Genomic DNA, 24,259 nt, shown 5'->3' on the forward strand with positions numbered 1-24,259 from the left:
CCCTCGCTGCGCCGCCGGCCGCCGACCCGCGCGCCCTGGCGCTGAGCGGCGCCTTCGCCACGCCGCCCGACCCGCAGGGCATACGCCCCACGCCCGCCACCGAGAACCTGGTGCGCACCCAGGTGCGCAGCCTGCTCGAGGCCACGCCCTCCTACCACCAGCTGGCCGAGGCCGAACGCGTCACGCTGGAGGACCGGCTCACGCGCGTGGCCGGCTACGCGGCCGAATGCCTGCGCGACATCTACTGGCAGTCGCACAGGCTGGGCCAGACCCCGGTGCTCAAGGAGACCCGCACCACCCGGCCGGTCAGTGCGCCGCCCCGCCCCGCGCCCCCGCTGGCGCAGGCCCAGGCCAACGACTTCTCGCCGCGCGCGGCCAGCCAGATCGGCAACATCACGCAGCAGACCCTGCGCGCGATCGCCTTCCCCACCTTCGTGGCCGACCTGATCCGCGGCACCTTCGACGCCATCTTCCAGACCAACATCAAGCAGATGGAGGCCTTCTCGCAGCTGCTGTCCAACGTGTCCAAGACCGTGGACCAGTTCATGGCCGACAACGTCAGCGACGAGCAGGCGCACGGCTGGCTGGCGCAGAGCTACCCGCGCCACCTGAGCCTGCGCGGCGGCCGCGCGGTGCCGCGCGAGGGCGCTGACCAGCTGCCGCCGCCGGACTTCGAGCGCGAGCTGCATGTCAGCGGCAGCCTGGACGAGTCCTCGATCGAGGACCAGCTGCTGCCCGCCGCGCGCCGCCGCCTGGCCGAGACCCGGCTGCAGATGCTCTCGACCATGGTGCTGATGGGCATCAACCGCATCGTGGTCACGGCCGGAAAGATCCGCGCGACCATGGGCTTTCACATCGACACCAGCGACAGCGCCTTCGAGCGCACGGCCGAGGACGTCGACGCGCGCGTCGCGATGCGCGGCCACTACAACGCCCTGCTGTGGGGCGTCGAAGCCTCGGCCTCGCTGGCCTATGTGAGCAGCCGGCGCGCCGGCAGCGACGCCGAGATCAACGTCGAGACCGACCTCACCGGCGAGGTCGAGCTGCATTTCAGGAGCGACTACTTCCCGGTCGAGCGCTTCGCGCCGGCGGGCACGCTGCGCAGCATCTCCAACAACACCGCGGTGCCGGAGGCCAACCCGCCGCCCACCTTCACCCCGCCGCCGGCGGGGCCGCCGGCGGCCGGCGACGGCGCCCGCTTCAGCTCGCCGCGCACCCAGCGCCGCACGCGCGAGGCCCCGCCCGCGATGACGCCGGTCGGCGCCCCCCTGCCCGAGCCGCGCCTGCCCACGGCGCCAGTCGAGCGCGGACGCCTCGACCCGGCTGCAAACCAGCCCGTGCCCGCACCCGAGGGTGGCAGCCCTGACGCCTCGGCTGGCCCCCCCGCCGTCCCGGAAGGCTCGCCCGGCGCGGGCGCAGGGGCTGGTGCCGGCGAAACCCCCGCCGCGCCCGAGGGCGGCGCCGACCACGAACCCGAAGCCGAGGGCGCCGCCGCGCTGGCGGAGCCCGCTGCCGCGAAAGGACTGCCATGGACCGTCCATTGAACGCCGCGGCCTCCACGCTGCCCGGCCCCTTCGACACGGCGCCGCAAGCCCAGGGCATGCGCATCACGCCGCCCGTGTCGCGCCTGGTCCACGCCCAGGTGCGCGCCCTGCTCGAGTCCAGCCCCGCCTTCCACGGCATGCCGGCCGGCCGGCGCGAGACCATGGGGCGCGACCTGGAGAAGATCGCCGCCTACACCGCGGCCCTGGTGCACGAGGAATGGACCCAGTCGAAGGTCCTGGGCCAGACCCCGGTGGTGCGCCAGCGCGAGACCCTGGCGCTGCCCGAGAGCCCGGGGCCGGCCGCGCCGGCCGCCTTGCCCGCCGCCGCGCTGGCCGAGGGCCCGGCGCAGGAGCATTTCCAGACCCGCGCCGCCTCGCAGGTGGGCCGCATCACGCGCGACACGCTCAACGCCATCGCCTTCCCCACCTTCGTGGCCGACCTGATCAAGGGCACCTTCCAGGCCATCGTCAACGCCAGCATCCAGCAGATGGAGGCCTACGGCACCCTGCTGGCCAACGTGGCCAAGACCGTCGACCAGTTCATGGCCGACAACATCAGCGACAACAACGCGCGCGACTGGCTGGTCAATGCCTACCCCAGCGTGTTCAAGATCGAGGCCGGCGGCGAGGGCGCGCGCGTGCGGGTGCGCGATGGCGCCGACAGCGCCGCCCGGCCCGACTTCCGCGGCAGCCTGGGCCTGACCGAGGAGGTGGACCTGTCCGACGAGGCGGCCGAGGAAAAGCTGGTGCCGGCGGCGCGCCGCTACCTGGCCAAGGGCCGCCACCAGATGCTGTCGACCATGATGCTGATGGGCATCAACCGCATCGTGATCACCAGCGGCCGCATCTACGCGCGCATGGGCTTCCAGATCAACGCCCAGGACCTGGGCCAGGCCGAGAGCGCCAGCCAGTTCGACGCCAGGCACCAGAGCCGCGTCAGCTTCGGCGGCGGCATCGCCAGCTTCCTCGGCGGCCCCGGCGGCGAGTCCACCACCAGCGTGGCCTATGTCTCATCCAAGAAGGCCAACAGCAGCGACGCGATCGACGTGCACGCCGACCTCACGGGCGAGGTGGACCTCAAGTTCAAGAGCGACTACTTCCCCATGGAGCGCTTCGCCAAGCCGGAGCTGATGTCGATGATCATGGGCAACACGCCCAACCCGGCGGCCAACACGCCGGTCAACAGCCATGGCGGCGAGGGCGCAAAGGCGCCCGCGCCGGCCGCCTAGGAGTTCCACGCAAGGAGACCGCCATGCGCCTGCACAACCCCAACCTGGTCCCAGCCACCCCGGCGAGCGCGCTGGTGTTCGGCGACAGCCCGCCCGGTATCTCGGCCTTCCAGGTGGCCGAGTCGGGCGAGCGGACCGTGCACCTGCCCAGCCTGCGCGCGCACCGCGCCGCCGGCTTCGCCTACGACCTGTCCGGCCCCAACTGCGTGCTGCGCTGGGCGCGCATCGCAGCCGGCTACAGCGGCCCGGTCGACATGGTGCTGCACTTCCACGGCTACCAGGGCCACAACCAGATGCGGCTGGCGGCCAAGGCCGCGGCCAGCGGCCTGGACCTGGACCGCCCGGGCGTCGGCCGCCCCACCCTGGGCCTGGTGCCGCACGGCCACGCCTTCCGCTCGCGCATGGCCGGCGTCGACGGCTTCGACTTTCCCGCCATCTCCACCGCCGCCGAGCTCGACGCCTTCGTCGACGAGGCGCTGGCCGCCTGGGCGCGCGAGACCGGCGGCGGGCGCCTCACGCGCGGCCGCCTGATCCTGAGCGGCCACTCGGGCGGCGGCGCGGCGCTCACCAAGCTGATGCGCGCGATCGGCGACCAGGCGCGCGTGCACGGCTTCCAGTACTTCGACGCCACCTACGGCGGCCAGCCCACGCTGACCCAGCGCCAGGGCTGGATCGAGGCCGCGATCGCGCGCGACGCCGCGGCGCTGGCCAACCTCGCCGACGAGGCCGCGCGCCGGCGCTACCTGCAGAGCCAGGGCAGCCACCTGCGCATCTGCTTCATCGACGGCAGCGGCACGGCCGCCGCGGCGCGCGCAGCCGACGCCTTCGTGCGCGAGCGCCTGCAGGCCCTGGTGCCCGACGCGGGCCTGCGCGAGCTGCTGCGCAAGCACTACCGCGCGCAGAAGGTGGCGCGGCCGGCCCAGGTCGGCCACAACCTGGTGCCGCGCAGCTTCGGCGGCCGCCTGCTGGCCGACCCGGGCAACGACCTGGCGCCCGAGGCCCAGGACCTGGCCGCGCCCGGCGCACGCGCGCACGGCTTCGCCGAGGCATGGGACGACATGGCCGAGGAGGCGGTGGACGAGCAGGCGCAGCAATCCGCCTGGGAGGCCGAGGCCCAGGACGTCACGGTGCCGGTGCTGGTGACGCGCGAGCGCGCCGCCGACGCGCCCGGCGGCGCGGCCTTCATCGCCAGCCTGGGCGAGCGCAAGGGCGTGGAGCGCGAAAACCGCATCTTCGAGCAGCTGCGCGCGGGCAACATCCCGGCCTCGCTGCTGACTTTTCACACCGTGCGCACCAGCGGCACCGACCGCGCCGGCCAGCGCCACGAGTTCGAGTTCTACGTGACGCCCGACCTGCTGGCCATAGGCAGCGAGAGCGATGCCGTGCGCATCCCCATGGACCCGGTGACCGCGCAGCGCATCGCCGACAGCTTCGACTGCCTGCTGCCCACGGCGCGCATGGTCGAGCAGATCTACCAGGCCGCGCCGACCAAGCTGGCCTTCATTCCCGGCAACTACGCCGGCACGCCGCGCGCCCACCTGCAGGACGCCTCCAGCAGCTACCTCTGGCACAGCCAGCAAATCGACGGTCAGCTGCGGCGCCCACCCACCATCCTGACGGCCGGGCACAAGAAAGAGATCGTCATCAGCAACAACTACATGCACCGCGCGCGCAACAAGCAGACCGGCGAGCTCGGGCCGCCGCGCGCCAAGCTGGCCTTCTACGGCGCCTACACCGCCGCCGGCGTGCCCATCCAGGCGCCGCGCAGCGGCGGCCAGGTGCTGCGCGGCCACCCCTCGTTCGCCCACGAGCCCAGCTTCGTCGACTACAGCCACGGCGTGCGCCTGGTCTGGCCGACCATGAAGCTCGACGGCGCCGAGCGGCGCGTGGCCGAGGTGCTGCGCGACCCCAACCTCAGCCTGCTGATCGCGGCTGAGGGAGCGATCGCCGAGCCGCGCTACACGCTGGACCGCAGCGGCCGCGCCGTCAGCGCGCGCGCCCAGGCCTGGTCCAGCGAGGACCCGCTGGGCCTGGCCTGGGGCGACCAGGCCGGCTGGGCCAGCGGCGCGCTGGGCTACGGCAGCAGCTGGGACGAACGCCTGCGCACCACGGTCGAGGGCTTTCTCGCGCAGTTCATGGGCATCCCGGTGCGCATAGGCTCGCAGACCGTGCGCGTGCATCCGCCCTATTTCATGAACGCCCACGCGAGCTCGGCCGCCGCCACGCGCGAGCGCCACCGCATCGCCGGCGAGCACCGCGCCGCCGCGCCGACCGCGCTGCGTGCGCTGATAGCCGAGTCGCGCTTCGCGCACGCGCGCATCGGCAAGTCCACGCCCGAGATGCTGCGCGAGCTGCTGCAGGCGGCCGACGCCGCCGGCCTGCTGCAGGCCGACGCCACGGTGAACCGCCAGCCCACGGCGCAGAACCTGCGCCGCTTCCTGCAGCACTACGGCCTGGGCGTGGACTGCTCGGGCTTCGTGTCGCAGGCGATCAACAAGCTGATCGGCCTGTTCCCCAACGCCGCCGCGGCCGACCGCATCGCGGCGCCGCACAGCACCAGCTCGGCCGCGCTCAAGGGTGGCCAGGGCAGCTTCGAGCGCGTGACCGACCCGGCCCAGCTGTGCGGCGGCGACACCATGTGGCTGCAAGGCCATATCCGCATCCTGGCCTGGGCCGAGCGGCGCGGCGACCGCATCTGGTTCTGCACCGCCGAGTCGCGCTCGTCGAACCCGAGCGACATCGGTCCCGCGGTGTACTACTGGCGCCTGGTGCCCGACGCGCAGGCCGGCGCCCAGAACTTCCGCGGCTGGCGGCTCGAGCGCAGCGGCGACCTCAACGCGCCCGACAGCGGCTGGCAGCGCGTGAACACCACGCACGTGTACGGCCACTACCGCCCGCTGCGCCGCCTTCTGCAGGCGGCGGGTGCGACATCCGCGGCACTCGCGAGCGACGAAGCCTGGGCGCTGCAGGCCGTACCGCGAGCCTACGGCCGCGCGTTCGTCCCGCGGCAGGCCACGTTCAATCGCGCGCCCGCGGGAGGGTTCACCGTCGTGCCCGCGTCCTTCCTGCCCGCGTCCACCACGAATGCCGCGGCGGCGATCGACACCGCGCTGACGGCCGCGGGGCTGGACGCAGCGCAGCGGGGACAGATTTCGCGCGGCGGCCTCACACCTATAGCCGCGGCTTTCGGCGCGAGCGCGCTCACCGAACTTTTCGCCCGCCTGCGCTGGTCGCCCGCCTTCATCGTCCAGCACGGCGCCAGAGCGAACGCTATGCTCGTGCCGCGCCTGCTCATCCATGTCGTGGGACATTTCCGCGAACTCGCGCGGCGCGCGCCCTCGGCCGCCGAGGCCTTCGTGCTCGAATGCCTGGGCTGGGCGATGACGTCGAACTTGCGGCAGTCGGTCGAAAACGCGACGGGCCAGCGCTGGTGGATACCGCCGGCGCCCGACTTCGTGACGGCTGTGCCGAATCCCATCCCGGCGGTCGGCGCCGAGGTGCGGCAACTTATCATGCGCCTGGGTTTCATCGACACGGTAATGCCCGCGGGCAACTGGAACGCACGCTACCAGTCGTGGCGGACCGGGCTCGCCGGCCGGCAATGGGACGCGGAAGTGAACGCCGCGCAGCCGGGGCTTCCCCTGTACGCGAGTCTTTTGACGGTGCCGGCTCACGTCAACACGGCCGCGACGCGCACAGCCTTCAACGCCGCTTGGCGCCAGCGCCTGGCGGACACCGACGCGGCACACGCACCTATCCCCGCGGGCGCCGCGCAGGTCACGCTCTCAGGCTTGCAGAACGCGGCGTCGCTGCGCCGGTGCGACAACGGCAATCCCCACATCCCTGCGGGCACCTTCGGTGCGCTGAACCTCCAGGGTCTCGAGCTCGTGGAGGGCTTTCCGGCCCTGGCAGGCAGCGCTAATATCGTCCGCAGGCTCACGCTGCTCAACCAGATCCACCCCGTGTGCACGGCGCTCTTCCGCGCCATCCGCGAGCTCGGCTGGAACGATCTCATCTACGAGACCGAGGGCTCGACCTGCTTCCGCGGCGTGAAGCACAACCCGCGTGTCGTCGTGAACGTGGGCGGCAGCCAGATCGCGGTGGCGCCTTTCTCTGCGCCCAATGCGGACACGGTCAACAGGATCAACAACCTTGCCACCGCGACGGCTCGCACTGCGGTGATCGCGGCCGCACGCTCGGCGCGCACGCTATCGGATCACGGGATGGGGATGGCCATCGACATCAACTATCCCGAGAACGTCGACAACGTCGCGGCGCGTGCCTTCGGGAGCATGGACCCGCGCGTCGTCGCGATCTTCGAGGCATTCAATTTCCGCTGGGGCGCCAGTTTCAACCCGACCGACCCGCATCACTTCGATTACTGCCAGACGGCTTGCGCACCGGCCCCCGTGGCCGCGACGCCGGCACCGCCGCCGGGTCCCCTGCCCGGGATGATCCCGTCGGGCAGCGGCGGGCCGGTCGTCGCGTAGGCCTTCGGGTACACAAGCAAGGAGTTCCGCGTGCAATCGTCCACCCTCGTCCAGGGCTCTCCCGCGAGCGCGCTCGTCTTCGGCGAATACCCGTGGCCGGTTGCTAGCGCCATCGCCGAGGCGCTGCAGGCCACGCTACCCACCACGACTGCTCCGTCGCCCTCGCCGGCAGTCAGCTTCGGGACGCCCCCACGCACGGCGACCACCACGGAACTCACGCAGGCCGAGGTCGACCGCCTGGCGGCCATCCGCCTGCGCAACGCGGCGCAGATCGAGGCCTTCTTCCAGCGCGGCGGCCAGGCCGGCTTCATCGACTGGTACAACGCCGGCCTCGCGCATTCGGCGCCGTTCAGCGCGCGCGGCGCGATAGCCACCAGCCGCCTGGTGCGCGACCGCTTCACCGCGTTCTGGAACCAGATCCGCACCGCCTTCGACCGCGACGAGATCAGCGCCCTGGAGTTCGCCGCCTTCACCGCGATCTCGATCAACGAGACCGGCGGCAACCTCTGGGCGCACCCGGAGAGCAGCGGCCGCGGCGGCGGCGGGCGCACCGATTCACGCGGCCGGCACCCGGGCCTGGCCTATTTCTTCGACCGCATCGAGCTGCGCCCCGGCCGCTTCAAGGCCAGCTACAACCAGCTCAGCGGCGGCCGCACGGCCGGCTCGCTGTTCGACGACGCCGAGTACATCGCGGCGCACGGCAGCCTGGCCGGGGCCAACCGGCTGGCCCGCCACGGCAGCGACTTCGGCGGCGCCTGGAGCGGCAGCCAGTACCCGCAGGCCGACTTCGGCACCGGCGAGGACCCGGCGGTCAACGGCTTCATCATGCAGGCCGACTTCTACAAGTTCCGCGGCCGCGGCGTGATCCAGACCACCGGGCGATCGTCCTACAAGCGCGTGGTCGACTTCATCAAGGGCTACGGCGGCAGCAACGCGGTGCTCGGCGACTTCTGCCGCCGCTGGGCCAGCCTCAGCAGCGACATCGCCTGCACGCGCAGCCGCACCGAGGACTGGGACCGCATCTTCGAGCAGTCGGAGATGCTGGCCAAGGGCCTGGCCCTGCACGCCGGCACGCGCAACGACTACCGGCGCATGAGCACCACCGCCACGCTGCTGATGAACATGCCCACGCCGACGCCGAGCTCGCGCAACCCGAGCGGGCAGACCGGCTCCATCTACACCATGGGCCGCCGCATCAGCGGCAGCAGCGCCTACGGCCGGGGCGTCTACCGCGATCGCGTGCTGGCCCTGCTGCACGGCATGCTGACCCTCTGAAGGAGCGGCCCAGATGCCCCGGCAACGCCGCACCGACGACGCGGCCCGGCCCCTGCCCGCGGCGCGGCAGTCGCTGCGCGAGACGCCGCCCGAGCCCGCGGCCTACGCCAACCAGTTCGCGGTCGGCTACAACGCCTACGAGTTCCTGTTCGACTTCGGCCAGGACTACGGGGGCGCGGACGGCGGGCGCGCCGCGGTCCACACCCGCATCGTGGCCGCGCCGGCCTACGCCAAGCTGTTTCGCAGCCTGCTCGAGCGCAGCATAGGCGACTACGAGGCCACCTTCGGCCCCATCGTGCAGCCACCGCAGGACGCGTCCGACGAAGACGCCGGGGATGATGCCGCCACGGCGCCCGACGCTCCGGACTGAGGCCGCGTGAGGCCTCAGTGACCGCCGTTGGGAATCTCCAGCCGCGCCATCTTGCGGTACAGCGTCACGCGCGACCACTGCAGGTTGCGCGCGGCCGCGGCCTTGTTCCAGTGCGTGTCCGACAGGGTCTGCAGGATGCGCTGGCGCTCATCGAGCACCGGCTCCGCCGCATCGGCCTGGCCCTGGCCGTCCCAGAACTCGGGATGCGTGAGGTAGCTGGGCAGCGAGCGCTCGGTGATGGCCCCGTCGGGCGGATCGATGAAGATGGACTCGATCACGTTGCGCAGCTCGCGCACATTGCCCGGCCAGGGATGGGCCAGCAAGCGCTGCAGCGCGCCCGCATCGAACCAGCCCACGCGTGCGCCCTCGCGCGTGTGGCGCAGCGGCTTCATGAAATGCGCGGCCAGCTCCAGGATATCGTCGCGCCGCTCGCGCAGGGGCGGCAGGCGCACCCGCGCCACGTTGAGCCGGTAGAACAGGTCGGGCCGGAAGCGCCGCTCGCGCACCATGGTCTCCAGCGGCTGGTGCGTGGCGGCCACGATGCGCATATCCACCTGGCGCGGCCGCGTGCTGCCCAGCGGCGTGACCTCGCGGTTCTCGATCGCGCGCAGCAGCTTGGCCTGCGAGGCCAGGGGCAGGTCGCCCAACTCGTCGAGGAACAGCGTGCCGCCGTCCGCCGCGGCAAAGCGGCCGAGGTAGCTGCGGGCCGCGCCGGTGAAGGCGCCGCGCTCGTAACCGAAGAGTTCGCTCTCGATCAGGGACTCGGGCAGGGCCGCACAGTTGAGGCTGACGAAGGGACCGCTGGCGCGCGGGCTGAGCCCGTGCACCATGCGCGCCACCTGGTCCTTGCCGGTGCCGGTCTCGCCCACGATGAGCAAGGGACAGGCGTGACGCGCGGCCATGCTCGCGTAATGCAGCGCGTCGTTGAAGACGCGATTGCGGCCGATCAGCGCCACGCCGGGCGCCGAGCCAAGCTGCGGCATGCCTCACCTCCCCGATGCCCCGAAAACGCTCTTGTTTGCACGGCCCCCACGTCGGCGGGGTGACAGACCGCCGCGCGCGCTCGCCTCGGAGCATCGCGCCGGCGCTCGCCGACCTGTGAGGGCAATGAATCCTAGTCGTCGGCGCGCGCGGGCGTCAAGCTTCGTTACACACTGGCCGCGCCGCTGCGCGAGGGTCTTAGAAATCGCGTAGCGCAGGTGCTCGCGCGTAGCTGAGGGTCAGCATTTCCCACTGGTGGCCATCGGGTTCGTTCCAGTAGACGATGCGGCCGCCATGCTGGGTGTCGACGCGCGAATCCACCGGGCCGTGCACGCTGCTGCGGTAGGCGATGCCCGCCGCCTGCAGGCGCGCGAGGATGGCGTCGAACTCACCCTCCTCCACCCTGAAGCAGTAGTGGATCAAGGGCAGGGGCTCGGCCCATTGGTCGAAGTCCAGGGTCAGGCCCTCGTTGACGTAGACCGGAACGAAGGGCCCCACGCCGGTTTCCGACCAGGGCACGCCCAGCAGTTCGGCCAGAAGCTTGGCAGCGGCCCGCTTGTCGCGCGACGGCACCATGAGGTGATCGAGATGAATGGCCATCTGGCTCTCCTGCGCTTGGACCCGCCGGCCTCGGCTTGCCGGCGCGACGCCCTGGGAGAATACGCCGATCAGACGAGGATGGTCTTGTCCCTGGGCAGTCTGGACCGTTCGGCGAAGACCTTGCGCCACTCGATGTTCACGGCGCCGGGAATGTGGTCCTTGGCGAACTGGGCGGCGTCCCGCACGTCGAGCACGAACAGCTCGGCACAGTCGTCCGCCGGAATCTGCTCGGCCATGAGGGTGCCGCCGTTGTAGTCCACGAAGTCGAAGTACGACTCGATGGTCTCCGCGCTGGCCTTGTTCAACTGTGCCTGCACGCCCAGGGGAGCAAGGCGGCAAGTGCGAGCGCCAGGGTGGCGACAAAGCGTGGTGAGGTCACGGCTGGCTCCAGTCGTACGACGAGGAATCAAAGGGAGGGATTGAGGCGCGGATGCGTTTCCTCGCCCCAGCGGCAGAGCAAGGCGCCCGACAGCGCCATCGCGATGGCCACGAACCAGAAGGCGCTCTCGAGATGGCCGCCGAGCGCGGCGGCCGCGCCGAGGCCCAGCGCGCCTATGCCATAGCCCAGGTCGCGCCAGAAGCGGTAGATGCCGATCGCCGACGCCCGCCAGCTCGGGTGCGCGATGTCCGCCACGGCCGCGCTGAGGTTGGGGTACAGCATGGCCATGCCCAGGCCCGCCACAGCGGCCGAGGCGCTCCACCAGGCCGCGCCCGTGCCCAGCGGCATCAGCGCCACGCCCGCGCCACAGAGCCACATGCCGCCCGTGTTGAGCCTGTGACGGCCGAGCCGGTCCGACAGCTTGCCCGTGAGGAATTGCGCGGCGCCCCAGGTGAAGCCATAGACGCCCACGATCCAGCCGATGCCGGGCAGGCTGACGCCGCGCTGGTGCAGGTAGACGGGCCAGAACACCCAGACCAGCGCGTCGACGAACTTCTCCACCAGGCCCGCCTGGCACAGCGCAGCCATGCGCCGGTCCCGCCAGCTCATCAGGGCGAACATCTCGCGCGTGCCCGGCCGCTCGCTCACCCCCATTGGGTAGCGTGGACGAAGCGCCTGCGCCGAAGGCGTGGCGTGCCGCTTCGCCTCGTCGCGCGCCCAGGGCAGCGTTTCTGCGACGGCCAGCCAGGCAAGCAGCGTGGCCAGGCCGATGACGACGGCGCCGAACCAGAGCAAGCCCGCCCTGGGGCCCAGCGCCGACGCGGCGTATCCCGTCAGGACGCCTGCGATGGCCACACCGAGGTAGCCCGAGAACTCGTTGAGCCCGATGACCAGGCCGCGTTGGTCGGCGCGCGTCAGGTCGAGCTTGGCGGTCTGCGTCATCGACCAGGTCAGTCCCTGGTTCACGCCGAGCAGGACGGTGGCAACCACGATCCAGCCCCAGGACGGCGCGAAGTAGACCAGCGGCGGAATGGGCAGGGCCACGAGCCATCCCAGCAGCAAGACCCGCTTGCGACCGAGGCGCTCTGCCAGACGGCCCGCCACGAAGTTCATGGCGCCCTTGACGAAGCCGAAGGCCACGACGAAGGCCACCAGGAGCATGAACGAGCCCCGCGGCACGCCGAACTCGGTCTCCGCCAGCGCCGGCACCACGTTGCGCATCATCCCTATGGTCATGCCAACCAGCAGCACCTGCAGCAGCTGCTGCAGGACCTGGCCGAGGTTGGCGCGTATGCCGAAGTTCACGCGCTCCTCGTCAGACCTCGACCGGCAAGCCACGCGCCCGCCACTCGGCCACACCGTCGCTCAGGTGGAAGGCCTGGTAGCCCTTCTTGCGCAGCAGCTCGACCGCGTCCTTCGCCATCAGGCAGAACGGCCCGCGGCAATAGGCGACCACCGGGACGTCTTTCGGTAGCTCGGACAGGCGCTTTCTGAGGTCGTCGACCGGGAGCGAGCGCGCATGGGGCAGGTGGGCGACGCTGAACTCGTCTTCGGGCCTGACATCGAGCACCACCACCTCGCCGGCCGCTGCTTTCTGGAGGATGGCGGCGCGGTCGACGCCCTGGAGTTCGTCGCCGTGCTCGACGATGGACGCCAGCGCGACCTGCAGCTCGACGAGGCGTTCTTCGGCTTCGGTGCGCAGGTTCACCCAGAGGTCTGCCACGCTGGTGCTGGCGAGCCGGTACAGGACGTACTTGCCTTCCTTGCGCGTATCGACGAGCCGCGCCAGACGCAGCTCCTTCAGGTGCGCACTGGCCAGCTTGACGCTGATTTCGGACTGGGCTGCCAGCATCTCCACGGTCTTCTCTCCCTGGCAAAGCAGTTCGATCAGCTCGAGGCGCTTCGGGCTGGCCACGGCCTTGCCGATGCGGGCGACCTGTTCGTAGAGGTGATTCTTGATCTCTCTCATGAAAACATTCTAACGTTTATTGGATTGTTATGCGTTGGCGCATGCGCCGAAAGACGGCACGACCGAAATCACACGCTCGAATGCGAGACCGTATCAAGCCGCCTCATGGCGTATGGCCTTGCTTCTCGGCCAGGGCCGTCAGCAGCTTCAACTGCTCCTTCTGGATGGCCAGCAGATCCTCCCACTGCTTCTCCCGCAGCAAATCGATCTTGTCGTGGAGCAGCATGATCTCGAGCTCGGCCTTGAGGTTGACCTCGTAGTCGTGCTCAGCGGTCATGCGGTCCTTCACGGACTGACGGTTCTGGGACATCAGGATGACGGGAGCCTGGATGGCCGCCAGCATGGACAGGAAAAGATTCAGCAGGATGTAGGGATAGGGATCGAAGGTCTTGCCGCGGTTCATCAGGAGAAAGCCGTTGAGCCCCACCCACAGCAGCATGGTGGCGGTGAAGAGTCCGACGAAGGTCCAGGACCCGCCGAAGGACGCCACCCGGTCCGCGGCGCGCTGGCCCAAGGACGGCGTGACATCGAAATCCTTCGCAATGTTCCGCGCGATGTGCGTGCGCCCCGCAATATGCCGCGCGACCTTCTTGGCCCGGTCGTCCAAGCTGTCGTAGGGCGTACCCAGAAGTTTCGATGCGATCTCGTCGGGTTTTGGCATGGCGGACTCCAGGTGAGGTTGACAAGCGCTGCGGCTCGATCACGGGCCTTTCTTATCAAGGTTGGATTCAGCCGTCCTGCGCTTGCGCCAGCCGAGGTAGCGGTGCATCAGCGGCTGCGCCGTCAGCCCGTGCGCGATGATCGATGCCGCCACGCTCCACAGGGTCAGCGACACCAAGGTATCGGCGACGCGCCCTTCGACGCCATGGCGTAGCGCGAACAGCAGATAGAACACCGATCCGATGCCGCGAATGCCGAACCAGCTGATCATGGCGCGCTGTGGCGAGGTCAGGCGCTCGCCCGCGGTCGCAGCCAGGACGGACAAGGGCCTCAGCACCAGGAGCATCAGCGGAACGAACCAGCCCGCGGCCGGCAGCGGCTTGGCGTAGGCCAGCATCGCGCCCACCACCAGCACCAGGGCCAGTTCGGCCAGCTTCTCCAATTGCTCATTGAAGGCCTGGACGGAATCCCGCATGGTGGCGCTCGCATGGTGCGAATGCGTGGCCATCGTCAGATAGGAGTGCCCTTCCGAGCCGGTGGCTGCAACCAGCGGCCGGGTGTCCGGCTTCGGCCGCTCGCGCACACGCTGCAAGGCCAGTCCGGCGGTGAAAACCGCCAGGAATCCGGAGGCCAGGCTGAGCTGGGCGATGCCGTAGGCCATGCCGACCAATCCCAGCCCCAGGAACAGATCCAGTCCGATCGCTTCGTCATGGCGACTGCGCAGGTAGACGACGAGTCGACCGGTCGCAGCGCCAAGGGCCCCACCGATCGCGACACCGCCCACGGTGGCCCACACCAAGTCGATGCCCCACCACCGAACGAAGCCGGGCCCCATGTCGTGCATGCCCAGCAGTCCGAACCCCAGCATCACGAACGGAAAAGCCGCGCCATCGTTGAGCCCCCCCTCGCCGGCCAGGCTGAAGCCCAGGCGATCGGGCTGCGAGCCGGGGTCCGAATGCACGCCGGAGGCCAGCACGGGATCGGTGGGGGCCAGGATGGCGCCGAGCAGCACCGCCGCCCCCAGTGGCAGGTCCAGCACCCAGACGCCAAGGGCCGTGACCATCGCCACCATGGCCACCATAGAGACAAAGGCCAGGCGCAGCGGCAGTCGCCAGCGACGGTCGCGCATCGGAACGCCGAGCTGCAGCCCGACGGAAAACAGCGAGATCAGCAGCGCGACTTCGGCGAGCAGCTCCAGCGTGCGGGCATTCACGAAGGGATCGGGGCGCAGGACGTTCGACACATCCGGCCCCAGCAGCCAACCCAGGATCAGGTAGACCATGGCGCTGCTCAGAGGCAAGCGCCCCAGCAGCGTGCCCGCCAGCACCATGGTGACCAGCAGGGCGCCGACGAACAAGGACCATTCGGCTACGGACATGGCGGGCGCCCACGACCCGGCGTAACGCCGTTGTCGGCAGGAGGGGATGGTGAACTGGGCATCTGGCGGACGGCCTCGCAGCGAAGAAGGCCCACTCTACGCTTCTCGCGTCACCGATGCAGCCCCAAGGCAGGCCTCGCCCCGAGTTCATGTCCAATAGCGCCATGGAACACCCCCAAGACACCGAGCAGCGCCTGATCGAGCTGGAGATCAAGGCCAGCTTCACCGAGGACCTGCTGGACCAGCTCAACCAGACCGTCTTCCGCCAGCAGCAGCAGATCGACGCGCTGCTGCGCGAGATGGCCCAGCTCAGGCAGCAGGTGCCGGACGGGGGCGCGGGCCAGGTGCGCAACCTGCGCGACGAGTTGCCGCCGCATTACTGAGGCGGCCCTGTCGCGGCCCGGCTCAGCTCTGGGCCGCGTCCAGCAGGTCCACCGAATAGAACACCCTGCGCAATTGCGGCTCCTCCGAGGCCACGGCAGCGCGCACCTGCTCCAGGAAATGGGCGATGAAGCGCGCCGCTGCGGGCGAAGGCGTCTCCTGCGCCCGCCGCACGATGCCCACCGTGTTGCTGCGAAACCGCTCGCGCAGCGCCAGCGCCTCCATGCTGTGGCGCAGGCTGTCGGTCTCCACCAGCGGCCATGGGCAGAAGGTCAGCATGTCGGTCTGGCGCACCAGGGTCAGCATCAGCGAGGCCGACTGCGCGAGGTGGATGCGGTGGCGCGGCGGCTCGGCCCCGTGCTGGCGGAACAGGTTGTCCATCAGCCCCGCGCTCTCGCTGGGCGCGAAATTGAGCACCCAGTCATCGTCGAGCAGGTCGTGGATGGTCTGCGCACGCGCGCGAGGATGGCCCACCCGGGCGACCACGGTCATCTCATAGCTGAACAGCGGGGTCGCGTGCAGGCCCTGCATCCATTCTTCACTGCCGATGCGGCCGATCATCAGGTCCAGGCTGCCTTCGCGCAGCTTGGGGTAGGCCAGGGCGGACAAGCCATCGAACAGCTCCAGCTGCACATGCGGCAGCTCGGCGCGAAACGGCGGGAGCACGCGCGCCATCAACGTTTGCGCCACCCAGGGCGTGATGCCGATGGACAGGCGTTGCTGCGGGCCGGCGTTGCGGTAGTGGGCCAGCTTGTCCTCGGCCAGCTGCAGCTGCGTGAGTGCGCGCTGGGCATGCTCGAGCACCTCCCGACCGGCTGCCGTGAAACCAATGCCGCCGCTGCCGCGGTTGAGCAGTGTGACCTGGCAATGCGATTCCAGCTCGCGCAGGCCCTGGGTGACCGTGGCCTGTGTCACGCCCAGCGACCGGGCGGCGGCGCGGATGCTGCCCTCCGAAGCGACACTGACCAGGTAGCGCAGTTGGTGCAACTTCATGTCGCGATTATCGGGCGGGCCCGCATCGCACAAGACAAGCGGCCGCCCACACCGACTGGCAATGCCTGTCTGTCGCCGCCCCGGTCCGCTTCCTAGACTTGGGACGCATCGCCACCCCTCAGAGGAACCCGCCTTCCATGTCGTTCACCATCGAGCAAGCTGCCGCCGCGCAGCAGGTCCTGCCAGAGGTCCGGGAGATCGCGCCGGACATGGTGGCCCTGCGCCACCAGATCCATGCCCATCCCGAGCTGGCCTACGAGGAATTCGTCACCTCCGACCTCGTGGCGCAGCGGCTGTCCGACTGGGGCTACGAGGTGCATCGCGGCCTGGCCGGCACCGGCGTGGTCGGCACGCTCAGGCTCGGCAGCGGGCGCCGCCGCCTGGGGATCCGGGCCGACATGGACGCGCTGCCCATCCAGGAAGACAGCGGCGTGCCCTATGCCAGCAGGATCGCCGGCAAGATGCACGCCTGCGGCCATGACGGCCACACCGCCATCCTGCTGGCGGCCGCCCGGTGCATGGCCCAGGCGCGGGACTTCGACGGCACGCTGCACCTGATTTTCCAGCCGGCCGAGGAAGGGCTGGGCGGCGCGCGCCGCATGGTCGAGCAAGGGCTGTTCGAGCGCTTCCCCTGCGACGCCATCTTCGCCTTGCACAACATGCCCGGCTTCCCGGTCGGCAAGTTCGGCTTCAAGGAGGGACCGTTCATGGCCTCGTCCGACTCCGTCACGGTCACCGTGACCGGTCGCGGTGGCCATGGCTCGGCGCCGCACCTGGCGGCCGACCCGGTCGTGGCCGCGGCGCACATCGTCGTGGCGCTGCAGACCATCGTCTCGCGCAACGTCGATCCGCGCGACATGGCGGTGGTCTCGGTCGGCGCCATCCACGGCGGCGACGCACCCAACGTGATTCCCGGCTCGGTGGTGATGCGGCTCACGGTGCGCGCCTACCGGCCCGAGATCCGCGCCATGCTGCGCGAGCGCATCACGGAACTGGTGCAGGCCCAGGCCGCCACGCTGGGCGTGCGCGCCGAGGTCGACTACCACTGGCGCTACCCGGCCCTGGTCAACGACGAAGCCGCCACCGCCCTGGCGCGCCAAGTCGCACTGGACTGGCTGGGCAAGGAAGGCCTGATGCCCCCCCTGCAGCCGCTCACCGGCAGCGAGGACTTCTCCTTCATGCTGGAGCGCTGCCCAGGCAGCTACCTGATCGTCGGCAACGGCGTCGGCGAGCACCATGGCAGCGGCGGCTGCATGGTCCACAACCCCGGCTACGACTTCAACGACGCCATGCTGCCCATCGCGGCAAGCTACTGGATCCAGCTGGTGCGCCGCTTCCTGCGCGCAGCGGCCTGATTGCCACGCCAATTCACCCCCCGCAAGCCTTCGTCCACCCCAAGCCCGAGTCGCCCCATGTCGCACCGCAAAGCCTCCCTTCGTCCCCTGTCCCGCCGCGGCGCCATCGCCGCACTGCCGGCGGCCGCGCTGGCCCTGGCCCTGCCGGCCCTGGCCGACGCGCCCTATCCCTCCAAGCCGATCAAGCTGGTCGTGGGCTATGCCCCCGGCGGCTCGGTGGACATGGCGGCGCGCGTCGTCGCCGACCTGCTGGCCACCAGGCTGGGTAGCAGCGTGGTGGTGGAGAACCTGGCCGGCGCGGCCGGTGCCGTGGCGGCGCAGCGCGTGGTCAACAGCCCGCCCGACGGCTACACCCTGCTGGCTGGCTCGAGCAACGAGATGGCGGCCACGGCGCTGGTGAACCCGGCGCAGAAATACGACCCGCAGAAAGACCTCACGCCGATCGGCCTGATCGCCACGGCGCCCGTGTTGCTGGCCGCGAGCCCCAAGACCCAGGTCAAGAACCTCGCGGCCTTCGTCGAGACGGTCAAGCGCCAGCCGGGCAGGTACAGCTACGGCAGCTCGGGCGTGGGCTCCACGCTGCACTTCGCGGGTGAGCTGGTCAAGCAGCGTGCCGGGCTCTTCATGACCCACATTCCCTACCGCGGCACCGCAGCGCTGACGACCGAGCTGGTGGCCGGCACGCTGGACTTCGCCATCCTCTCGCCGACGGCGGCCGCACCCTTCATCCAGAGCGGACGCATCGTGCCGCTGGGCATCTCCTCGGCCAAGCGCAGCCCCGCCCTGCCCCAGGTGCCGGCGCTTGGGGAACACCCGCTGCTCAAGGGCTACGAGCTCGCGGGCTGGTTCGCCCTTGCCGCGCCGCGCAACCTGCCGCCCGAGATCGCGCAACGTCTGCGCGCCGCGCTGCAGGCGGGCCTGCAAGACCCTGCCGTGCGCCGCCGCCTCGAGGAAGGCGGCGCCGTCCCGGCGACCGGCAACGAGGACCTGGCGCGCGTGATCCGCGAGGACACGGGCAAGTACGCCGCGCTGGTCAAGTTCGCCAACATGCGCGATTGAGGGTGCGCCGCCGGCGCGGCGCTGGGGCCTATTCGCTGCCCGACATCCGCCCGCGCAGCCGCTTCACATCGCCCCGGGCGGCCTTGCCCTCCAGGCGCTTGCGCTGCGAGCTTCTCGTGGGCCTCGTGGCCTTCCTGTCCTTGGGCAGCACGGCCACGCTGTCGACCAGGGCCTGCAGGCGCGCCAGGGCCTCGGCCCGGTTCTGCTCCTGGCTGCGGCTGGTCTGCGCCTTGATCACCACCACGCCCTCGGCCGTGATGCGCTGGTCGCTCAGCCCCAGCAGCCGCTCCTGGATGGCCTGCGGCAGCGAAGAGGCGCGGATGGCAAAGCGCAGGTGCACCGCGCTGGACACCTTGTTGACGTTCTGCCCGCCCGCGCCCTGGGCGCGGATCGCGGTGAACTCGACCTCCTCCTCCCGCACCAGGACCGACGGCCGGTTCATGAACGGCAGGCCCCCGCGGCCGCGCCGCCACCCGTTCGGCGCGCTGCGCCAGGGCGGGAAAGATCCAGGTGGGTTCGGCGGGCCATAGGCCAGCGATGATAAGGCGGCGCCCGGACCCGGCCCCACCGGCATGGCCGTTACGGTCCTTGACGAAGGTCACAGAAATGACTCCCACTCGGCGCCAGTTGCGTGGAACAATGAGTGCATGACCGAACGTCCGCAGAGCCTGGGCGAGGAGATCGCCAACAGCGTGAGCCATGGCGTCGCCCTGCTGGCCGCCATCGCGGCCGTGCCGTTCCTGATCGATTCGGCGCGCCACCTGGGCGCCGCCAGCTTGGTCGGCGCCGCCGTGTTCGCCGCGACCATGGTGCTGCTGTACCTGACCTCGACGCTCTACCACGCCCTGCCGGCCGGCCGCGCCAAGCGGGTGTTCCTGAAGCTGGACCACGGCGCCATCTACCTGTTCATCGCGGGCAGCTACACGCCCTTCGCGTTGGGCGCCCTGGGCGGCCCCTGGGGCTGGACGCTGTTCGGCCTGGTGTGGTCCCTGGCGACCCTGGGCGTCGCGCTCAAGGCCTTCGACCGCCTGTCGCACCCCTGGCTGTCGACCGGCCTGTACCTCGTCATGGGCTGGCTGGTGCTGATCGCCGCCGTGCCGCTGATCGAGCGCGTACCCGAGCCCGGCCTCAGCCTGCTGGTGGCCGGCGGGCTGGCCTACACGGCGGGCGTGGTGTTCTTCCTGCTCGACTCCCGGCTGCGCTACGCCCATGCGGTGTGGCACGGCTTCGTGGTGGCGGGAACCGGTTGCCATTTCTTTGCGGTGATGGGGTACGCGGGCTGATTCCCCGGGTGAGCGGGCGCCGGCTTGTGGCCGTCGGCAAGCCTTACCATTGCGACATGAAAACCACCTACATTTTCGGCGCCATCCTGGTCTGCAGCCTGACGGGAACTTTGATGGCGGGTCGTACAGCGAAGACCGTGCTTCTGGTGTTGTCCGGGGCGCTCTCCCTCTACGGCCTGGCACGCATCGTCCTCTGATATCGACTTGCGATCAGAAGTACAAGAAGAAGTCCCCCACTGCGTCGATTGAGCCGGGGAGGACGGGCGAACGGAACACGGCACCGCGTCGCAGCGCGATGAGGTGTCCACCCGACCGCGAGCCCGGCGCACCCTGGCCGCCTGCCTTGCCCACCCTGTTCGCGCGTCGAGGCGAAGAGCGAAAGCTATTTCATCGAATGCGAAACCGTATGAATTCACCAAGCGGGGGCGCCTGACGCGCGCCCAAAAGCAGCGCGGCCGCCCGGAGGCGGCCGCGAGGGGCCCTGCACCAGGCAGGCACGCTTGAGAAACCCGCCCGGGCCTGCAGGACCGGGCCCTGGCGCTTACTTCAGCGCCTTGAACCGCATGCGATGGGGCGCAGCGCCCTCCTCGCCCAGGCGCTTCTTCTTGTCGGCCTCGTACTCTTGGTAGTTGCCGTCGAAGAAGGTCCACTGGCTGTCGCCCTCGGCGGCCAGGATGTGGGTGGCGATGCGGTCCAGGAACCAGCGGTCGTGGCTGATCACCAGCACCGTGCCGGCGAACTCCAGCAGCGCGTCTTCCAGCGCGCGCAGGGTTTCGACGTCGAGGTCGTTCGAGGGCTCGTCCAGCAGCAGCACGTTGCCGCCGGCGATCAGGGTCTTGGCCAGGTGCAGGCGGCCGCGCTCGCCGCCGGACAGCATGCCCACCTTCTTCTGCTGGTCGCCGCCGTTGAAGTTGAAGCGGCCGCAGTAGGCGCGGCTGGCCATCTGGAACTTGCCCACGGTGAGTATGTCCAGGCCGCCCGAGACGTCTTCCCACACGGTCTTCTCGTTGGCCAGCACGTCGCGGTGCTGGTCGACGAAGGCCATCTTCACAGTCTGGCCGATCACCACCTCGCCGCTGTCGGGCTGCTCCTTGCCGGCGATCAGCTTGAACAGCGTGGACTTGCCGGCGCCGTTCGGGCCGATGATGCCGACGATGGCGCCGGCCGGGATGTTGAAGCTCAGGTCGTCGATCAGCACGCGGTCGCCAAAGGACTTGGTGACGTTCTTGAACTCGATCACCTGGCTGCCCAGGCGCTCGGCGACGGGAATGAAGATCTCCTGCGTCTCGTTGCGCTTCTGGTATTCGTAGTCGGAGAGTTCCTCGAAGCGGGCGAGACGCGCCTTGCTCTTGGCCTGGCGGCCCTTGGCGTTCTGGCGCACCCACTCCAGCTCCTTCTTCATGGCCTTGGTGCGCGCGTCCTCGGTGCGCTGCTCCTGCTCCAGGCGCGCTTCCTTCTGCTCCAGCCAAGTGGAGTAGTTGCCCTTGTAGGGGATGCCGCGGCCGCGGTCCAGCTCCAGGATCCACTCGGCGGCGTTGTCCAGGAAGTAGCGGTCGTGGGTGATGGCGACCACGGTGCCGGAGAAGCGCTTGAGGAACTGCTCCAGCCAGTCCACGGACTCGGCGTCCAGGTGGTTGGTGGGCTCGTCCAGCAGCAGCATGTCGGGGCGCGACAGCAGCAGGCGGCACAGGGCCACGCGGCGCTTCTCGCCGCCGGACAGCACGCCGATCCTGGCGTCCCAGGGCGGCAGGCGCAGCGCGTCGGCGGCGATCTCGAGCTGGTGCTCGGAGGCGTCGCCGGCAGTGGCGATGATGGCCTCTAGCTTGGCCTGCTCGGCGGCCAGGGCGTCGAAGTCGGCGTCCTCCTCGGCATAGGCGGCGTAGACCTCCTCCAGGCGCTCCTTGGCGGCCTTGATCTCGCCCATGCCGCTTTCCACGGATTCGCGCACGGTCTGCTCGGGATCGAGCTTGGGCTCCTGCGGCAGGTAGCCGATCTTGATGCCCGGCATGGGGATGGCCTCGCCCTCGATCTCCTTGTCGATGCCGGCCATGATCTTGAGCAGCGTGGACTTGCCCGAGCCGTTCAGGCCCAGCACGCCGATCTTGGCGCCGGGGAAGAAGCTGAGCGAGATGTCCTTGAGGATTTCACGCTTGGGCGGCACGATCTTGCCGACCCGGTTCATGGAATAAACGTACTGAGCCATGGTGTTGGGAAAACCCCTGTAATTTGCCCGCGCAAGTTGCGCAAAAACCTCGATTATCGGCTCAGAGCCTGAAAGGCCTTCCAGCGTACCCGCGTTGCCCCCAGAAAGCGCCCAATCAAGGCGCGGCGCGCCGCCCAGGCTGGCCGCCTGGGCAAGCGATGCAACGACGAGTGGGCACTTTCTGGAGGCAACCCAGAGGGCCCCGGCGCGGGCACGCTGGAGGGCCTTTCAGGCTCTTATGCGACAATACCTGCTGTTGCGGGCCCCAGTTCGCCGCAACTTCAGCACACTGCTGGGGACAAGGAACCCGCGTTCCGGCTCCCGCGTTTGAACCCGATCTGCCTTTGACTGGCCGGTGGCCCTGCCCCCGGAACAGGCCGATTCCAAGCGCCCAGGATGGGCGCCTCCTTTGAATGAACTTTGACGATCTGAACCTGGCTCCGGCCATTCTCAAAGCCGTGCACGAGCAGGGCTACGAAACCCCCACCCCCATCCAGGCCCAGGCCATCCCCGCCGTGCTCGAGGGCCACGACCTGCTGGCCGGCGCCCAGACCGGCACCGGCAAGACCGCCGCCTTCACCCTGCCCATGCTGCACAAGCTCAGCCTGGCCGAGGCCGGCAAAAACCGCTTCGGCGGCAAGGCCATCCGCGCCCTGGTGCTGACGCCCACGCGCGAGCTGGCGGCCCAGGTGGAAGAGTCGGTGCGCGACTACGGCAAGTACCTCAAGCTCAACTCCACCGTGATCTTCGGCGGCGTGGGCATGAACCCGCAGATCGACCGCGTCAAGCGCGGCGTGGACATCCTGGTCGCCACCCCCGGGCGCCTCTTGGACCTGCAGGGCCAGGGCCACCTGGACCTGTCCACCGTCGAGATCCTGGTGCTGGACGAGGCCGACCGCATGCTGGACATGGGCTTCATCCACGACGTGAAGAAGGTGCTGGCCCTGGTGCCCAAGGACAAGCAGAGCCTGCTGTTCTCGGCCACCTTCAGCGACGAGATCCGCGACCTGGCGAACGGCCTCCTGAAGAACCCGCAGAGCATCCAGGTCACGCCGCGCAACACCACGGTGCAGCGCATCACCCAGGTGATCCACCCGGTGGGCCGCGGCAAGAAGAAGGAAGTGCTGGTGCACATCATCCAGCAGCACGACTGGAGCCAGGTGCTGGTGTTCACGCGCACCAAGTTCGGCGCCAACAACGTGGCCGACTACCTGACCAAGAACGGCATCAAGGCCATGGCGCTGCACGGCAACAAGAGCCAGACCGCGCGCACCCAGGCCCTGGCCGGCTTCAAGAGCGGTGATATCCGCGCCCTGGTGGCGACCGACATCGCGGCGCGCGGCATCGACATCGAAGACCTGCCGCACGTGGTGAACTACGAGATCCCCAACGTGTCCGAGGACTACGTGCACCGCATCGGCCGCACCGGCCGCGCCGGCGCCAGCGGCGAGGCCGTGAGCCTGGTCTGCATGGACGAGGAAGGCTTCATGATGGAGATCGAGCGCTTCACCAAGCAGCAGATCCAGGTGCAGGTGATCGAGGGCTTCGGCCCCGAGCCCGGCGAGCGTGCCGAGCCCATCGCCATGGGCCGCCAGACCATCTGGGGCGGCGCCGGCAAGCCGCCCAGCCGCGACGTCATGCAGGCCGCGGCCAAGGCGGCGCGCAGCGAGATGATGCAGCGCATCCGCGACAACAAGGCCACCCAGGGCGAAGGCCGCGGCGAGCGCGGTCCCAAGCCGCAGGGCGAACGCCAGGGCGGCGCCCCCAAGCCCGCCCACGGCCAGCGCCATGGCGGCGTCCACGGCGGCAAGGGCCAGGGACAGGGCCCGCGCCAGGGGCCAGGCCAGCAGCGCCAGGGCGAGCCGCGCGGCGAGCGCGACGAACTGCCGCGCCATGTGGACCCGCTGCAGACCAACCTGCACAATCGGCGCCATGAACCGCGCAAACCCAGCCATGGTGCGACCGGCCAGCCCGACCCCATGCGCACCAGCATCGACAGCATGGCCGGCGGCCGTGGCCGCCCCGGCGGCGGGCGGGGTCGTGGCGGCCGCTCCGGCGGTGGCGGCAGCAACTTCGGCGGCGGTTACCGCTGACACCGTCCCCCCAGCCC

General features: G+C 70.0%; 20 protein-coding genes and 1 pseudogene. 11 read left to right on the forward strand and 10 right to left on the reverse strand.

Annotated features, from left to right (window positions below; all coding sequences use genetic code 11):
- The 5 genes and pseudogenes from FFS10_RS23045 to FFS10_RS19895 all read left to right on the forward strand — a co-directional run.
- Window positions 1–1,544 (forward strand): annotated as a pseudogene (locus FFS10_RS23045) (hypothetical protein); the annotation flags it as partial.
- Window positions 1,529–2,773 carry a hypothetical protein gene (locus FFS10_RS19880; protein ID WP_137896343.1) on the forward strand — a complete coding sequence of 415 codons (1,245 nt, stop codon included), beginning with the start codon at window positions 1,529–1,531 and terminating at the stop codon, window positions 2,771–2,773. The pseudogene FFS10_RS23045 and the gene FFS10_RS19880, both read left to right, overlap by 16 nt.
- A 23-nt stretch (window positions 2,774–2,796) precedes the next feature.
- Window positions 2,797–7,263, forward strand: a complete 4,467-nt coding sequence (locus FFS10_RS19885) for a M15 family metallopeptidase (protein WP_137896344.1) — start codon at window positions 2,797–2,799, stop codon at window positions 7,261–7,263.
- 30 nt (window positions 7,264–7,293) lie between these two features.
- Window positions 7,294–8,538: a hypothetical protein gene (locus tag FFS10_RS19890; protein WP_137896345.1), complete on the forward strand. Its 1,245-nt coding sequence runs from the start codon at window positions 7,294–7,296 to the stop codon at window positions 8,536–8,538.
- Between the two features lie 13 nt (window positions 8,539–8,551).
- Window positions 8,552–8,908 (forward strand): DUF3467 domain-containing protein, encoded by a 357-nt coding sequence (locus FFS10_RS19895; RefSeq protein WP_137896346.1) that lies wholly within the window; start codon window positions 8,552–8,554, stop codon window positions 8,906–8,908.
- A 14-nt stretch (window positions 8,909–8,922) separates the two neighbouring features.
- On the opposite strand, the gene FFS10_RS19900 is transcribed toward FFS10_RS19895, so the two are convergent.
- The 7 genes from FFS10_RS19900 to FFS10_RS19930 all read right to left on the reverse strand — a co-directional run bounded on the left by FFS10_RS19900 (window position 8,923) and on the right by FFS10_RS19930 (window position 14,875).
- Window positions 8,923–9,891 carry a sigma-54 interaction domain-containing protein gene (locus FFS10_RS19900; protein WP_137896347.1) on the reverse strand — a complete coding sequence of 323 codons (969 nt, stop codon included), beginning with the start codon at window positions 9,889–9,891 and terminating at the stop codon, window positions 8,923–8,925.
- A gap of 196 nt (window positions 9,892–10,087) precedes the next feature.
- Window positions 10,088–10,489 carry a VOC family protein gene (locus FFS10_RS19905; protein ID WP_137896348.1) on the reverse strand — a complete coding sequence of 134 codons (402 nt, stop codon included), beginning with the start codon at window positions 10,487–10,489 and terminating at the stop codon, window positions 10,088–10,090.
- 68 nt (window positions 10,490–10,557) lie between these two features.
- Window positions 10,558–10,794, reverse strand: coding sequence for a rhodanese-like domain-containing protein (locus FFS10_RS19910; RefSeq protein WP_137916475.1), 237 nt, complete (start codon window positions 10,792–10,794; stop codon window positions 10,558–10,560).
- 101 nt (window positions 10,795–10,895) lie between these two features.
- Window positions 10,896–12,173 carry an MFS transporter gene (locus FFS10_RS19915; RefSeq protein ID WP_212744159.1) on the reverse strand — a complete coding sequence of 426 codons (1,278 nt, stop codon included), beginning with the start codon at window positions 12,171–12,173 and terminating at the stop codon, window positions 10,896–10,898.
- Window positions 12,174–12,183: 10 nt separating this feature from the next.
- Window positions 12,184–12,837 carry an ArsR/SmtB family transcription factor gene (locus FFS10_RS19920; protein ID WP_137896351.1) on the reverse strand — a complete coding sequence of 218 codons (654 nt, stop codon included), beginning with the start codon at window positions 12,835–12,837 and terminating at the stop codon, window positions 12,184–12,186.
- Window positions 12,838–12,940: 103 nt separating this feature from the next.
- Window positions 12,941–13,498, reverse strand: a complete 558-nt coding sequence (locus FFS10_RS19925; RefSeq protein WP_137896352.1) for a DUF1003 domain-containing protein — start codon at window positions 13,496–13,498, stop codon at window positions 12,941–12,943.
- Between the two features lie 39 nt (window positions 13,499–13,537).
- Window positions 13,538–14,875, reverse strand: coding sequence for a cation:proton antiporter (locus FFS10_RS19930; protein ID WP_137896353.1), 1,338 nt, complete (start codon window positions 14,873–14,875; stop codon window positions 13,538–13,540).
- A gap of 164 nt (window positions 14,876–15,039) precedes the next feature.
- Between FFS10_RS19930 and FFS10_RS19935 the strand changes: the two genes are divergently transcribed.
- Window positions 15,040–15,258 (forward strand): SlyX family protein, encoded by a 219-nt coding sequence (locus FFS10_RS19935; protein WP_137896354.1) that lies wholly within the window; start codon window positions 15,040–15,042, stop codon window positions 15,256–15,258.
- Window positions 15,259–15,280: 22 nt separating this feature from the next.
- On the opposite strand, the gene FFS10_RS19940 is transcribed toward FFS10_RS19935, so the two are convergent.
- Entirely contained in the window at window positions 15,281–16,249 is a 969-nt protein-coding gene (locus FFS10_RS19940) for a LysR family transcriptional regulator (protein ID WP_137896355.1), read from the reverse strand.
- A gap of 137 nt (window positions 16,250–16,386) precedes the next feature.
- On the opposite strand from FFS10_RS19940, the gene FFS10_RS19945 reads away from it, so the two are divergent.
- Window positions 16,387–17,604 (forward strand): M20 aminoacylase family protein, encoded by a 1,218-nt coding sequence (locus FFS10_RS19945; protein WP_137896356.1) that lies wholly within the window; start codon window positions 16,387–16,389, stop codon window positions 17,602–17,604.
- A gap of 57 nt (window positions 17,605–17,661) precedes the next feature.
- Window positions 17,662–18,663 carry a Bug family tripartite tricarboxylate transporter substrate binding protein gene (locus tag FFS10_RS19950; RefSeq protein ID WP_137896357.1) on the forward strand — a complete coding sequence of 334 codons (1,002 nt, stop codon included), beginning with the start codon at window positions 17,662–17,664 and terminating at the stop codon, window positions 18,661–18,663.
- A gap of 28 nt (window positions 18,664–18,691) precedes the next feature.
- Here the strand turns inward: FFS10_RS19950 and arfB are convergent, their stop codons facing one another.
- Complete coding sequence (gene arfB / locus FFS10_RS19955; protein WP_137896358.1) at window positions 18,692–19,105, reverse strand: alternative ribosome rescue aminoacyl-tRNA hydrolase ArfB; 414 nt, start codon at window positions 19,103–19,105, stop codon at window positions 18,692–18,694.
- Between the two features lie 205 nt (window positions 19,106–19,310).
- Between arfB and trhA the strand changes: the two genes are divergently transcribed.
- Together trhA and FFS10_RS23050 are read left to right on the forward strand one after the other, a co-directional pair.
- Window positions 19,311–19,946 (forward strand): PAQR family membrane homeostasis protein TrhA, encoded by a 636-nt coding sequence (gene trhA, locus FFS10_RS19960; RefSeq protein ID WP_137896359.1) that lies wholly within the window; start codon window positions 19,311–19,313, stop codon window positions 19,944–19,946.
- 56 nt (window positions 19,947–20,002) lie between these two features.
- Window positions 20,003–20,143 (forward strand): hypothetical protein, encoded by a 141-nt coding sequence (locus tag FFS10_RS23050; RefSeq protein ID WP_171016183.1) that lies wholly within the window; start codon window positions 20,003–20,005, stop codon window positions 20,141–20,143.
- Between the two features lie 344 nt (window positions 20,144–20,487).
- On the opposite strand, the gene ettA is transcribed toward FFS10_RS23050, so the two are convergent.
- Window positions 20,488–22,149 carry an energy-dependent translational throttle protein EttA gene (gene ettA / locus FFS10_RS19965; RefSeq protein ID WP_137896360.1) on the reverse strand — a complete coding sequence of 554 codons (1,662 nt, stop codon included), beginning with the start codon at window positions 22,147–22,149 and terminating at the stop codon, window positions 20,488–20,490.
- A gap of 413 nt (window positions 22,150–22,562) precedes the next feature.
- Between ettA and FFS10_RS19970 the strand changes: the two genes are divergently transcribed.
- Complete coding sequence (locus FFS10_RS19970) at window positions 22,563–24,242, forward strand: DEAD/DEAH box helicase (RefSeq protein WP_137896361.1); 1,680 nt, start codon at window positions 22,563–22,565, stop codon at window positions 24,240–24,242.
- The last annotated feature ends 17 nt before the right edge of the window (window positions 24,243–24,259 follow it).

The organism is Ramlibacter sp. 2FC (assembly GCF_005503345.1).
Taxonomy (GTDB): domain Bacteria; phylum Pseudomonadota; class Gammaproteobacteria; order Burkholderiales; family Burkholderiaceae_C; genus SCMQ01.

Bases quoted from the DNA above. Each gene is read 5' to 3' on its own strand.
- FFS10_RS19880 (WP_137896343.1), top strand. From the start codon at position 1,529: ATGGACCGTCCATTGAACGCCGCGGCCTCCACGCTGCCCGGCCCCTTC.
- ettA (WP_137896360.1), bottom strand. From the start codon at position 22,149: ATGGCTCAGTACGTTTATTCCATGAACCGGGTCGGCAAGATCGTGCCG.
- FFS10_RS23050 (WP_171016183.1), top strand. From the start codon at position 20,003: ATGAAAACCACCTACATTTTCGGCGCCATCCTGGTCTGCAGCCTGACG.
- FFS10_RS19885 (WP_137896344.1), top strand. From the start codon at position 2,797: ATGCGCCTGCACAACCCCAACCTGGTCCCAGCCACCCCGGCGAGCGCG.
- FFS10_RS19930 (WP_137896353.1), bottom strand. From the start codon at position 14,875: ATGTCCGTAGCCGAATGGTCCTTGTTCGTCGGCGCCCTGCTGGTCACC.
- FFS10_RS19900 (WP_137896347.1), bottom strand. From the start codon at position 9,891: ATGCCGCAGCTTGGCTCGGCGCCCGGCGTGGCGCTGATCGGCCGCAAT.
- FFS10_RS19970 (WP_137896361.1), top strand. From the start codon at position 22,563: ATGAACTTTGACGATCTGAACCTGGCTCCGGCCATTCTCAAAGCCGTG.
- FFS10_RS19925 (WP_137896352.1), bottom strand. From the start codon at position 13,498: ATGCCAAAACCCGACGAGATCGCATCGAAACTTCTGGGTACGCCCTAC.
- FFS10_RS19905 (WP_137896348.1), bottom strand. From the start codon at position 10,489: ATGGCCATTCATCTCGATCACCTCATGGTGCCGTCGCGCGACAAGCGG.
- FFS10_RS19940 (WP_137896355.1), bottom strand. From the start codon at position 16,249: ATGAAGTTGCACCAACTGCGCTACCTGGTCAGTGTCGCTTCGGAGGGC.
- FFS10_RS19945 (WP_137896356.1), top strand. From the start codon at position 16,387: ATGTCGTTCACCATCGAGCAAGCTGCCGCCGCGCAGCAGGTCCTGCCA.
- FFS10_RS19935 (WP_137896354.1), top strand. From the start codon at position 15,040: ATGGAACACCCCCAAGACACCGAGCAGCGCCTGATCGAGCTGGAGATC.
- FFS10_RS19920 (WP_137896351.1), bottom strand. From the start codon at position 12,837: ATGAGAGAGATCAAGAATCACCTCTACGAACAGGTCGCCCGCATCGGC.
- FFS10_RS19950 (WP_137896357.1), top strand. From the start codon at position 17,662: ATGTCGCACCGCAAAGCCTCCCTTCGTCCCCTGTCCCGCCGCGGCGCC.
- FFS10_RS19895 (WP_137896346.1), top strand. From the start codon at position 8,552: ATGCCCCGGCAACGCCGCACCGACGACGCGGCCCGGCCCCTGCCCGCG.
- trhA (WP_137896359.1), top strand. From the start codon at position 19,311: ATGACCGAACGTCCGCAGAGCCTGGGCGAGGAGATCGCCAACAGCGTG.
- arfB (WP_137896358.1), bottom strand. From the start codon at position 19,105: ATGAACCGGCCGTCGGTCCTGGTGCGGGAGGAGGAGGTCGAGTTCACC.